12 protein-coding genes and 3 tRNA genes are annotated in these 11923 nt (G+C 38.2%); 9 read left to right on the forward strand and 6 right to left on the reverse strand.

All coding sequences use genetic code 11. The features are described from left to right. Positions 1–11: 11 nt before the first annotated feature. The 5 genes from NV377_RS01410 to NV377_RS01430 all read left to right on the forward strand — a co-directional run bounded on the left by NV377_RS01410 (position 12) and on the right by NV377_RS01430 (position 4089). Positions 12–1193, forward strand: coding sequence for an LLM class flavin-dependent oxidoreductase (locus tag NV377_RS01410; RefSeq protein WP_258199394.1), 1182 nt, complete (start codon positions 12–14; stop codon positions 1191–1193). Continuing rightward, the gene (locus NV377_RS01415) at positions 1190–1609 is read left to right on the forward strand and encodes a GNAT family N-acetyltransferase (RefSeq protein ID WP_258199395.1); all 420 of its coding nucleotides are present in this window, start codon (positions 1190–1192) and stop codon (positions 1607–1609) included. Before NV377_RS01410 ends, NV377_RS01415 begins: the two co-directional genes overlap by 4 nt. Positions 1610–1803: 194 nt before the next feature. Further along, a complete protein-coding gene (locus NV377_RS01420; protein WP_258199396.1) occupies positions 1804–2220 on the forward strand; it encodes a riboflavin kinase in 417 nt (138 codons plus the stop codon). A gap of 54 nt (positions 2221–2274) precedes the next feature. Then, the gene (locus tag NV377_RS01425) at positions 2275–2529 is read left to right on the forward strand and encodes a DUF1450 domain-containing protein (RefSeq protein WP_258199397.1); all 255 of its coding nucleotides are present in this window, start codon (positions 2275–2277) and stop codon (positions 2527–2529) included. Between the two features lie 312 nt (positions 2530–2841). Further along, positions 2842–4089 carry an MFS transporter gene (locus NV377_RS01430; protein ID WP_258199398.1) on the forward strand — a complete coding sequence of 416 codons (1248 nt, stop codon included), beginning with the start codon at positions 2842–2844 and terminating at the stop codon, positions 4087–4089. A 720-nt stretch (positions 4090–4809) separates the two neighbouring features. On the opposite strand, the gene NV377_RS01435 is transcribed toward NV377_RS01430, so the two are convergent. After that, positions 4810–5019 carry a YrzA family protein gene (locus NV377_RS01435; protein ID WP_258199399.1) on the reverse strand — a complete coding sequence of 70 codons (210 nt, stop codon included), beginning with the start codon at positions 5017–5019 and terminating at the stop codon, positions 4810–4812. Between the two features lie 181 nt (positions 5020–5200). On the opposite strand from NV377_RS01435, the gene NV377_RS01440 reads away from it, so the two are divergent. Beyond that, positions 5201–5323 carry a hypothetical protein gene (locus NV377_RS01440; protein WP_258199400.1) on the forward strand — a complete coding sequence of 41 codons (123 nt, stop codon included), beginning with the start codon at positions 5201–5203 and terminating at the stop codon, positions 5321–5323. Between the two features lie 138 nt (positions 5324–5461). On the opposite strand, the gene NV377_RS01445 is transcribed toward NV377_RS01440, so the two are convergent. The 4 genes from NV377_RS01445 to NV377_RS01460 form a co-directional block, all read right to left on the reverse strand. Next, a tRNA-Thr gene (locus NV377_RS01445) sits at positions 5462–5537 on the reverse strand. Between the two features lie 30 nt (positions 5538–5567). Further along, a tRNA-Thr gene (locus NV377_RS01450) sits at positions 5568–5643 on the reverse strand. 30 nt (positions 5644–5673) lie between these two features. Then, positions 5674–5749: transfer RNA gene (locus NV377_RS01455), tRNA-Thr, on the reverse strand. Between the two features lie 154 nt (positions 5750–5903). Further along, the gene (locus NV377_RS01460) at positions 5904–7223 is read right to left on the reverse strand and encodes a hemolysin family protein (protein ID WP_258199401.1); all 1320 of its coding nucleotides are present in this window, start codon (positions 7221–7223) and stop codon (positions 5904–5906) included. A gap of 387 nt (positions 7224–7610) precedes the next feature. Between NV377_RS01460 and NV377_RS25770 the strand changes: the two genes are divergently transcribed. The 3 genes from NV377_RS25770 (at position 7611) to thiI (ending at position 10851) form a co-directional block, all read left to right on the forward strand. Further along, positions 7611–8327 carry a lytic transglycosylase domain-containing protein gene (locus tag NV377_RS25770; RefSeq protein WP_308860046.1) on the forward strand — a complete coding sequence of 239 codons (717 nt, stop codon included), beginning with the start codon at positions 7611–7613 and terminating at the stop codon, positions 8325–8327. Between the two features lie 146 nt (positions 8328–8473). Further along, on the forward strand, positions 8474–9625 hold the full coding sequence (locus NV377_RS01470; RefSeq protein ID WP_258199402.1) for a cysteine desulfurase family protein: 1152 nt from the start codon (positions 8474–8476) through the stop codon (positions 9623–9625). Next, positions 9622–10851: a tRNA uracil 4-sulfurtransferase ThiI gene (gene thiI / locus NV377_RS01475; RefSeq protein ID WP_258199403.1), complete on the forward strand. Its 1230-nt coding sequence runs from the start codon at positions 9622–9624 to the stop codon at positions 10849–10851. The genes NV377_RS01470 and thiI overlap by 4 nt, the downstream gene beginning before the upstream one ends. Positions 10852–11135: 284 nt before the next feature. On the opposite strand, the gene NV377_RS01480 is transcribed toward thiI, so the two are convergent. Further along, on the reverse strand, positions 11136–11822 hold the full coding sequence (locus NV377_RS01480) for a TerC family protein (protein ID WP_258199404.1): 687 nt from the start codon (positions 11820–11822) through the stop codon (positions 11136–11138). Between the last annotated feature and the right edge of the window lie 101 nt (positions 11823–11923).

Consider the following 11923-nt stretch of genomic DNA (forward strand, 5'->3'; position numbering starts at 1 on the left):
AGGAGCACATCATGAGTAAATCTAAACAAAGAATGAAACTTGGCGTATCCATCGCAGGGGCTGGTTATATTCCTGGGGCATGGAATTTTTCAAATTCAATTGCTAAGGAACGTCTAACTAGTAACTATTTCAAAAAAATTGCTCAAGAGGCAGAGAGAGCAAAGTTTGATTTTATTCTAATTGATGAATTACATGGTTTAACCACTTACGAGGATGAGTCGTTGAAAGTTAGTCCTCAATATCGTTTGGATTCTATAAGTGTAACAAGCTCTTTGCTTACGTATACAGAGCATATTGGATTAGTTGCGACAATACCAATTACAACTAGTCAGCCATATCATGTGGCTAGAAAGCTAGCGTCACTTGATCATCTGAGTAAGGGGCGTGCTGCATGGAATGTCGTAATTAATGATCAAGAGCGCACGTATCGTCATTATGACGTAGCGCTCGTACCTGATCCATCAGAATGGAAGCAACAGGCAGAAGAATTTCTTAATATAACATCATCATTATGGGATAGTTGGGAAGATGATGCTATTATTGGAGATAAGGAAACAGGAATATATGCTGATCCAAGTAAACACCATCATCTGAACTTTAAAGGAAAGTATTATTCGGTAGCGGGTTCACTGAATGTCATTCGTCCGCCACAAGGGTATCCGGTACGAATTCAGCAGGCGGATTCTGTCTTAGGACTTGAGTTAGTAGCTAAACATGCAGATATATTACTCGTTGGAGTCAAGACGACAGCAGAAGCGATTCATAAATATGAAGAGATACGACTTCAATTAAAGCAACAATTCCTTATACAGCAACCACAATTGCTACTAAATGTGTTGCCGATTATTGGAGATAACGAAGCAGAAACTGACAAATTGCTAGAAGCATATGAACAACAGCAGTCGGAAGTAGTTAGTGAAGCGGGGTTCGGTGTAAGAAACTGGATTACACTTACAGGTACTAAGACGCAAATCGCTGATGCGCTGCAAAATTTATATACTAATGTGGGGTACGATGGATTCAATCTTATACCTGCCGTGCTTCCAGAAAGTTTGCAGCAACTGACCGAGCAGCTTATTCCAGAGTTACAAGAGCGAGGTCTTGTTCAAACACAATATGATGATGTAACGTTACGAGAAGGATTGGGTATAGCTCGACCAAACAATAAATTTCGGGAGGCAGTGCGCCAGTGAGTCATAGTATAAATAGAGGTAGCGAAGCAGAAGGGGAATGGATTCGTTCACAATTAGTTGCCTATAATAATGAGCATGCACCTACAACATATGAACCGATTACATTGAAAATTGTTAATGATCAACAAGAAATAATTGGTGGACTTAATGCTGTTCATCTATGGAATTGGATCGAGGTTAACCATCTATGGATTGATAATTGCTATCGCGGACAACGGTTAGGATCAGATTTATTAGATGAGATTGAGCGTATTGCTCGAGAGAGAAAGTGCTTATACATCAAATTAAATACGTTCACATTTCAAGCACCACAATATTACCCTAAGCATGGCTATCAGCAATATGCAATTATTGAAAATGTACCTCCTGGCTTTAATCATCATTTCTTTATTAAAGATTTATCAGTGGTGCAGTAGACAGACTAATTACAAGCAGATAAGATACGATAGCACTGCCTAACATGATTGCATGGGCAGTGCTTTTTGTAGGTACAATTCGATAGAGAACGGATTAGTATCTGCGTCCAAATGTGGGGAGAGCAATTCTCTTCACACTTTTTAAACATTCATGTATACTAAGTGTATTGAAATTGAAAGAGGTGCAACAACGAATGAGCGGATCATCTTATGTTATTGGAGAAGTTGTACATGGTGCTGCACTAGGGCGAGAATTGATGTTTCCAACGATTAATTTAGGAGGAAGTGTTGATCAATATGATTCTCCTAAAGCTGGGATATATCTTGGAATCGCAGAGATTATTACGGGAGTATTCGCTAATCAATCGTATTATACTCTTATAAGTGCGGGGTATCGACCAACTGTGAATGGTGATTCCTATAAAATAGAAGCGTATTTACTTGATTTTTCAGGAGATTTGTACGGGGAACAAGTAAAGGTAACATTCTCAACATATTTACGTGGTGAGATTAAGTATGACAATTTGGATGATCTTATTGAGCAGATGAAGCTTGATGAGTTGAATGGAAGAGAATTGATTGCGCAAGGAAAGATAGAAGCTTTAACATAAGAACAGTCGAATAGTTCGTGTGATTTTTGCTTCAATGAAGGATGTGAGATTAGTATGGGATTAGGTATCGTTGTTGTTGAGACCTGTACTAGAAATGAACTATCGAATTTGGATTTAGAACAATTGGAAACCGTATACGAAGAGGTTGCAGTGATGCGAACCGATTGTCTCAATATGTGTAATCTATGTAGAGCTAGACCGTATGCATTAGTTAATGGAAATAAAGTATATGAAAAAACGACCTCTGAATGTTATGAACAGGTTGAGGTTGTGATTCAATCAGAACTGAAAGATTTCTATCAATACTAGAGGTAGTTCAAAACATCCACTCGCGATCACTATGTGGTGCTTCGTAGCGTAATCGACGGCGAATATGCACTCCATCGGAAGCCTGCGTGTGCTCACGTACACAATACGTACGCTGTGCTACTCGTTTCCGCTGGAATGCATCTTCTCGACATGCGAAAGCCCGCTTTTTGAACCTTTATTGGAAGAGGAAGTTCAAAAAGCAGGCATTGATAACTAAGTAATAAAGTGGCGCTCATTCATTATGGGAAATCTTAAATGAATGGGCGTTATTTGTGTGATCGGATCATATATACATATAGGAGATATTATAATATGACATCTTTACAACAAGAGACAAGGTTAGAGAAACGTAATTATACGTGGCAGTTGCTTACTATTTTTATCGGGTTCATCATTTTTGGCTTATCTGAAAATATTAAGGGACCTGCTATCCCCAGAATGCAGCTGCAATTCCATCTAGATGAAGGACAACTCGGCACGTTATTATCATTGAATTCATTAGGCTATTTATTAGCTTGTTCATTTACAGGGTTACTCGTCCGGAAGTTTGGAATGAAAGTTGTTACTGTTATGACCTTCATTATTATGTTTGTATCGGGTGTACTTGTATGGCTTTCCTATTCTTATACATGGCTGATTGGTTCAAATTTTGTGCTTTACATCGGAAATGGGATGCTAGAGATTGGATTGGCTATCCTAGGTGCACGTATTTTTACGAAAAATACTGGTACGATGATGAATCTCTCACATTTCTTTTATGGCATAAGTTCTGTCGTAGCGCCGCTATTAGCAACGGGATTAATGAGTATTAGTTTATTTGGTTATGCTATCGATTGGAGAACGATGTATCTAATCGTTCTTACACTATCATTAATTCCTATTATTCCTGCTTTATTAAGTCGTTTTCCTGGTGACGACATTAAAGCAGAGGACCGTAAATCATTCAAAACTTTAATGAGAGACAAATCGTTATGGTTATTAATTGCTATATTAACATTCGGTGTTGTATCCGAGCTTTCTGTAGGTGGATGGCTAGTTAACTTTTTAGAGAAAAGCTATGGATGGACGACAATAGCGGCGTCTAGTATGCTTTCTTCGTTCTTTATTGGCTTCTCATTGGCTAGATTATTTCTAGGACCAATTATTGATCGAGTTGGATTTACCGTTTCGATCATTGGTGTTTCCATGATTGCTGCAATCTGCACGTTTATTGCAACGTTAGGAGGGGAGAGTTATGCCATTTTCTTTGCGATTGCAGGCTTTGGAGTTGCACCAATCTATCCAACCGTTATGGCATTCATCTCGAAACGTTATCCTAATGATAGTGATGTAGTTATCGGTTTTGTAGCAACGATTATGGGTCTGGGCTCAGTCATTGGCAATTATCTCATAGGAATTATCATTAAAGGCGTCAAGAACGCTTATGGCGCTGATACGAGCTTGGCGTTAATGAGAGGGTTACAGGCTGGTTATCTCTTTATCGGGGTTTGTGCGCTATTATGTTCGCTATTAGCGGTTGTTATGTATAGATATCTAAAAAACCGCAATGAACTCATCTAAATTTAAGAGGAAGTTCAAAACGTCCACACGTGATCACGAGGTATAGTCATTGGAGTATATTCGGCAGCGAAGATGCCTCCCATCGAAAGCCTGCGTGTGCTCGCGTACACAAAACGTACGCTGTGCTACTCGTTTCCGCTGTGGGGCATCTTCTTGGTGCTGACGAGCGAACGTTTTGAACCTCTATTGGAAGAGGAAGTTCAAAACGTCCACCGGTGATCACGAGGTATAGTCATTGGAGTATATTCGGCAGCGAAGATGCCTCCCATCGAAAGCCTGCGTGTGCTCGCGTACACAAAACGTACGCTGTGCTACTCGTTTCCGCTGTGGGGCATCTTCTTGGTGCTGACGAGCGAACGTTTTGAACCTCTATTGGAAGAGGAAGTTCAAAACGTCCACTGGTGATCACGCGGTATAGTCATTGGAGTATATTCGGCAGCGAAGATGCCCCCATCGAAAGCCTGCGTGTGCTCGCGTACACAAAACGTACGCTGTGCTACTCGTTTCCGCTGTGGGTCATCTTCTTGGTGCTGACGAGCGAACGTTTTGAACCTCTACTTGAAGAGGAAGTTCAAAACGTCCACTCGTGATCACGAGGTATAATCGTTGTAGCTCAGTCGGCATCGAAGAAGAAGAAACCAACAAGTCGAAAGTGAAATCCTCCTTGTTGGTTTCTTCTTTTCACTCATATATTATTTAATGCTTTCTGTCAGCAACAAATTATCGTTTAATCTTGAAATGAACGACTGCAGAATATAACATTTTCTCGCGAATTGGATGAAAGGTCACATGATGAGAGATTGAATGTGGCTCCAACATAAGCGCTTTATTATTATCAATTTGTTGAGCAATTGCATTTTCAAGTTCTTTAAGCGATAAAGCTTCAAAAAATTCGATTTTAGTATCTAATAGGTCAAGACGAAAATCCATGTCGTACGCTCCTTTTGTTGCAAATTTGTCGATATTAAACATAAATACCAATGTATAATTAGTGTACACTATAATGGTAATAATGTAGTGAGTTTATGTTAAAACTTTTCCTTGATGCTATTACTTAGGAGATTATTGAAAAATACTAAGATACTTATATTAAACTTTAGGAGGGGTAATATTGGGCGGTGTACCAGGCTCTGTATGGTTTTTCACTATAATAATTATTGCGATCATCACTTGGGTGACGTTATGGGTAACAAAAAAAGCTTATTCAAAAAAATGGGATCAATCTGATGAGTAAAGATTAATGAACTGCTGCTAACATTGTGGCAGTTTTTTTATTTTCATTAGTAGCTTAACTTACAATCGTGGAACATTGATAATAAAGCATAAAAAAACTTCTTCACTCGTAAGAGTAGAAGAAGTATATGTTGTAAAATGGTGCCGTCGAGAGGACTTGAACCCCCAACCTACTGATTACAAGTCAGTTGCTCTACCAGTTGAGCTACAACGGCGAATATGTAACATATGAGTTTGAATAAAGATGGTGCCGTCGAGAGGACTTGAACCCCCAACCTACTGATTACAAGTCAGTTGCTCTACCAGTTGAGCTACAACGGCCAATATGTACATATGAGTTTGAATAAAAAATGGTGCCGTCGAGAGGACTTGAACCCCCAACCTACTGATTACAAGTCAGTTGCTCTACCAGTTGAGCTACAACGGCATATTATTTTCAAAGACAAAAAGTATTATCACATAATTAATGACATAAATCAACCCTTTTGAAAAAAGTTTAAATATTCCGAAAAATCAAACCGATAATTACATGAAAAAAGAGCTTATTGTCTATACCTAAGTATAACAATAAGCTCCTTATATTATGCGGTATGTTCTTCAGAAAGATTAACAGGTAACTCAATCTGCATTTCAATTTTACGAATACGATTTTTGCTTGTTTCACGGACAATGAATTTCAAGTTTTCGTATTGTAAAGACTTGCCTAGCTTAGGATCTTGCATCTTACTGTAAACCCAACCACCAATGGTTTCTACTTCTTCATCTTCAAAACTAGCTCCTGTAAGCTCATGAATTTCGTCGAGAAGAACTTTTCCATCTAACAGGTAACAGTTCTCATCAAGTTGCTCAATTTCTTTACGTTCGTCAGCATCGAATTCATCTCGAATTTCACCAACAATTTCTTCAATAATATCTTCGATTGTAATAAGTCCAGATGTCCCACCGTACTCATCGACTAGTATAGCGATATGAACGCGTTCTAACTGCATACGTTTCAATAAAGTTTTAATAGGTGTTACTTCAGACACACTTAGTACTGGATGAATTAATGATTTCAGATCAAATTGATGCGTTTTATAATGTTCAAGAAATAATTGCTTCGTATTAATCATACCTACGATATTATCTTTGCTTTCCATTGCTACAGGAAAGCGAGTATATTGTTCACGCTCAATAACTTCAAAGTTTTGTTCAAGCGAGTTATTTGTATACAAACATACCATATCTGTACGTGGAACCATGATTTCTTTAGCTAACAATTCATCGAAAGCGAAAATACGACTAACATAACCATATTCAGTGTTATTAATTTTTCCACTTTGATAGCTTTCATTCAAAATAATTTGAATTTCTTCCTCACTATGAGCATCTTCATGCTCTTTCGCGGAATGTAAGCCGAAAAGACGAGTAATGGCATTTGCTGAACCATTTAGAGTCCAGATGAACGGATACAATACTTTATAGAAAATAATAAGCGGCTTAGCTGTTAATAATGAAATTTGTTCAGCTTTTTGAATAGCCCAAGTTTTAGGTGCTAATTCACCTACGACTACATGGAAAAATGTGATGACGATAAATGCAATTGCAATTGAAACGGGATGACTAATGGATTCGCTAATACCTAAATCATGGAACAACGGTAACAGGATGGCAGCTACTGTCGGTTCACCTAGAAAACCAAGACCTAAAGCGGTACAAGTTATACCTAGCTGACAGGCAGATAAATATGCATCCAGATTGCTAGAAATTTTTTGTACTGAAGCTATACCTTTCTTTCCTTCCAGTACTAACTGATCAATGCGGCTTGAACGTAAGCGTACAATCGCAAACTCTGCGGCTACAAAGAAAGCAGTTAAAAAAATCAGTAATGCAATCATGAATAATTTGAGACCTATGTCCATTTCTAATCTTCACTATCCTTTTTCTAATATTTTTTAATTACATCTTAAACTATATCATATAAAATAAGAGGTATTGATAGCAAATGACAAAAGCGGCGATAACGCAGTTATTAAGGGGTATGGAACGCAAAAGTCTGATTAATGGCAAGAAATCAAACAATTTTAGTATGAATAGGTACGTTTTTCGCCATATTGCTTTAGTATTGAATATTTTTTTGGATATTATTAGTAGACGAACAGCCCTTTACTCTCATTTTGCATAAAATGGAAATACTATAAAGTGATTTATGATATAATGGACGAGTTATGATATTTTCACTATTTATTGAAAGTAATGATCTGCCGATATAGTAATTATCAGTCATGAAGTGGGGGATAGAAATAGTTATGGAGATTAATACTACAAAAGCTATGATGCAACAGCAAATAAATTCTCAGCTTAACTATTATACAGGTAAAAAAGTTCAAAGTGATTCCAGTAATAAGTCCCAGTTTGATGAATTATTGCAAGAAGCAAAAGTTTGGGATCCTGCGCTTGGAAAAGCTTCGGAGGAAGCAGATCAAGACCTTATATGGGGATACCTCGGACAAACAGGAGTAAGTCATGTTCAACAATATGGAGAAGAAGTAGTAAGTGCAGTAAGAGGAACAGTTGGTTTATCATCGTCAGAAGCTGTAAATGTTGGAAGTAGCTATGGTAGCTCTCAATATGCTTCTCTAATTGGAGCAGCATCACAAAAGTATGGTGTTGATGCATCTTTAATTGAAGCAGTTATTCAAACAGAGTCCAACTTCAATGCTGGTGCAGTATCGTCTGCAGGGGCAAAAGGGCTTATGCAACTGATGGACGGGACAGCAAGAGGACTAGGTGTAACGAATTCTTATGATCCACAGCAAAATATTGAAGGCGGTACTCGCTATTTGGCTATGCTACTTAAAAAGTACAATGGCAATGAACAGGTCGCTCTTGCAGCTTATAACGCAGGACCTGGTCGTGTAGATCGTCTTGGTATTGCTACCAACGCTGATTTGCAACAAAAAATGTCATTACTGCCTCAAGAAACACAACGTTATATAGGTAAAGTATTATCAGCTCAAGCATAATATAAAGTTGAACATAAGCGAGAATAATAAGAAACGGGAATACGTGTTCCACTTAAAGGAAGTTAAAGTGGCACTTTCGTATATCCCGTTTTTATCGTATATTGTAGGTTGTACATTTAATCACAGTGGAAGAAGGTTTACATGTTATGCTTTATTTTGACCATTGCGCATCTACCCCTCCTCATGAGGATGTTGTGCGTACGATGATGGAAGTCATGACGAAACATTATGCCAACCCATCCTCGTTGCATAGTGGTGGCGTAGCGGCAGCAAAACTTATTGAAAAAGCACGTGAACAATTGACTAGTTTAATGCATACGAAGCAAGGCAAATGGATGTTTACTTCTGGTGGCACAGAATCTAATAATTTAGCGATTAAAGGCGTTGCCCGTCAATATGCTAATCGTGGCAAACATATTATTACTTCAGCAGTAGAACATGCTTCTGTTCATGAAGCTATGCAACAACTCGGGCAAGAAGGTTTTACGATTACTGAGCTTCCAGTTGATGCTACTGGGCATGTATCACTAGATCAATTGAAACAGCACATAACGGTTGATACTATTCTAGTAAGTATTATGCATGTTAACAATGAGTTAGGTTCAGAACAACCGATTGCTGCAATCGGACAATTGCTAAAGCAATATCCCAAAGTAATATTTCATGTTGATGCCGTACAAAGTCTTGGAAAACTCAATATTGATATTGAGGATTGGGGAATAGATTTATTAAGTGGTTCAGCACATAAATTGCGTGGTCCTCGTGGGGTCGGTTTTCTCTATATGCGAAATGGTATACAATTAGTACCGTTACAAGTAGGTGGCTCTCAAGAACATAATTTACGAGCAGGAACTGAGAATATAGCTGCGGTTGTTGCTAGTGCAAAAGCGTTGCGATTAGCAATACAATCATTAGATCAGCATTATAATGCTGCTGCAATATTAGCGACATATTTACGTGGAAAAATTCAAGAAATACCTGAATTAAAGCTTAATGGCGGTGCACCACAATCTCCGTATATCGTTCATTTCTCATATCCAGGGATGAAGCCGGAAGTCGTTATTCATATGTTGGAGCAACGGAGTATTCTAGCATCGACTCGTTCAGCTTGTTCCTCCAAGGACGATAAACCTAGTCGTGTTCTTATGGCTATAGGGGCAACAAGAGGAGAAGCTACTGGAGGCATTCGTATTAGCTTTGGACAAGAACATACAATAGCGGATATTGATACTTTAGTGGATGCGTTGAATGAAATAATACAGTCACTAAAACATCTTGAGAGGGGCAACACACATTGATGTACGATCGTATAGTGTTACGATATGGCGACTTAACAATGAAAGGTCGCAATCGTAAAATATTTGAAGATAAAATGCTAAAGTCAGTGAAGCGAGCAATGAAAGAGTTTCCTGAGGTAACCTACTGGAGAACATACGGAAGACTATATGTCATTCTAAATGGAATTCCACATCAACCAGTCATTGAGCGTTTGAAAGATTTGTTCGGAATTATCTCAGTTAGTCCGGTTATTTCTGTACCTTCAGAACTTGAAGCGATTAAAGCAGCAGCTGACGAGGTTATGAAATCTCTAGATAAGACTCCAGCTACTTTCAAAATTAATGCTCGTCGAGCATGGAAAAGATTTGCCCACGGTTCTCATGAGATGAATCATTTGATCGGTTCTCATATATTACCGCAATATCCTGATATGAAAGTAGATGTTCATAATCCTGAACTGGAACTGAAGATCGAAATCCAAGAAGAAGCTACTTATTTGTATTGGGAAAACATTGCAGCTGCTGGTGGTTTTCCTTATGGCTCAAATGGTAAAGCGATGTTATTGCTTTCTGGGGGGATCGACAGTCCTGTAGCGGGCTGGATGGCGCTTCGTAAAGGTCTTGAAATTGAGGCGGTACATTTCCATAGTTATCCTTTCACGAGTCAACAAGCAACAGATAAAGTTATTACACTTGCTAGAAGATTGTCATACTATAGCGGTGTTCCAATTCGTCTACATCTTGTTCCATTTACAGAAATTCAAACTCGCATCACTCATAGTAATCAAGAAAACTTAACGATTACATTGATGCGTCGTGCTATGCTTCGTATTACAGAGCAATTAGCATTGAAATTTAAAGCTGGTGGTATTGTAACTGGCGAAAGTCTTGGACAAGTTGCAAGTCAAACATTGTCAAGTATGAACGTTATCGGACGTGCGACTGTATTGCCGATGATCAAGCCAGTTATAATGATGGACAAGCAAGAGATTATAACGATTGCTCGTCAAATAGGAACGTTTGAAACTTCGATCTTACCATTTGAAGATTGTTGTACTTTATTCTTACCGAAATCTCCAAGTACAAATCCTAATCTACGAATTGTTGAACGTGTAGAGCAACAACTACCAGATCTTAACGACTTGATTAAACAAGCAGTTGAGGGAACAGAAAGTGTACTTCTCAATATGACTGAAGGACACCATGAACATGGACAAGTGGATAAATCAGAAGAAGATTGGTTCTAATCAAGGATTAATCAACGGAATGATAAAAAAGAAGCGTCTAGAGAGGTTATTACTCTCTAGGCGCTTCTTTTCTTTAGCTCATAATTGAAGCCGTTGAACGTTTGTTCTTTGATGAGAGACCATAATTTAATTTATGATTCATCAAAAGAAATTAGTGGATTAAACTAATTAAACGATAAGTGCAATAAGTTGACGACTAATAGTTTAGACAGAATATCTTCAAAAAAGTCCGCTAATGCTCATTGAAACAGAGAGCATTAGTGGACTTTTTTGGATAACTATATTTAAGATGTAGCAGTAGTTTTCTTAGCGTTTCGTTTATTGACCATATAGCCTAAACCCAAAATACCTACAATTAGAACAATTTTAACTGCCCACTGAAGCCATACATTTTCTTCGAAGATATTACCGAACTTGTGTTCATCAATAAACATTTTAGAAGCAGTGTATGCTAATACGGCAGCTCCAACATAGATGATCCATTTGAAACGATCAACTAGCTTAATGAACAATGTACTTCCCCAAACAATGACAGGGACACTAATAAGTAATCCAATAACAACTAACAACATATGTCCTTGGGCAGCACCTGCAACTGCAATTACATTATCTAGACCCATTGCAGCATCTGCGATAATGATTGTTTGAATCGATTGCCATAAGGTGTTTCCTGCTTTTACATTATCATGTTGTTCTTCTTGTACGAGAAGTTTGAAAGCGATCCATATAAGAAGTAGCCCACCAACTAAGTGCAACCACGGCAGATCCAGTAGTTTAACAACAAGCAATGTTGCTACTATACGAATGGAAATGGCACCGACTGTACCCCAAATAACTGCTTTCTTCTGTTGATCTTTTGGTAAATTACGAGCAGCTAGGGCGATGACAATGGCATTGTCTCCTGCAAGAATAAGATCGATAAAAATGATGTTTAGCAAGGCAAGCCAAAATTCTCCTGTTAAAACGTTCATGGTCGGTTCCTCCTTTTCAGTTGTCCATATAGAAGCTTACACCAAATATAGCCAAACGTGAAGTGAAAAATTTTAATTTCATGACATATTGATACAAGCTT

The sequence above is a fragment of the Paenibacillus endoradicis genome (assembly GCF_024721975.1).

Bases quoted from the DNA above. Each gene is read 5' to 3' on its own strand.
- NV377_RS01410 (WP_258199394.1), top strand. From the start codon at position 12: ATGAGTAAATCTAAACAAAGAATGAAACTTGGCGTATCCATCGCAGGG.
- NV377_RS01420 (WP_258199396.1), top strand. From the start codon at position 1,804: ATGAGCGGATCATCTTATGTTATTGGAGAAGTTGTACATGGTGCTGCA.
- NV377_RS01425 (WP_258199397.1), top strand. From the start codon at position 2,275: ATGGGATTAGGTATCGTTGTTGTTGAGACCTGTACTAGAAATGAACTA.
- NV377_RS01430 (WP_258199398.1), top strand. From the start codon at position 2,842: ATGACATCTTTACAACAAGAGACAAGGTTAGAGAAACGTAATTATACG.
- NV377_RS01435 (WP_258199399.1), bottom strand. From the start codon at position 5,019: ATGGATTTTCGTCTTGACCTATTAGATACTAAAATCGAATTTTTTGAA.
- NV377_RS01460 (WP_258199401.1), bottom strand. From the start codon at position 7,223: ATGGACATAGGTCTCAAATTATTCATGATTGCATTACTGATTTTTTTA.
- NV377_RS25770 (WP_308860046.1), top strand. From the start codon at position 7,611: ATGGAGATTAATACTACAAAAGCTATGATGCAACAGCAAATAAATTCT.
- NV377_RS01470 (WP_258199402.1), top strand. From the start codon at position 8,474: ATGCTTTATTTTGACCATTGCGCATCTACCCCTCCTCATGAGGATGTT.
- NV377_RS01480 (WP_258199404.1), bottom strand. From the start codon at position 11,822: ATGAACGTTTTAACAGGAGAATTTTGGCTTGCCTTGCTAAACATCATT.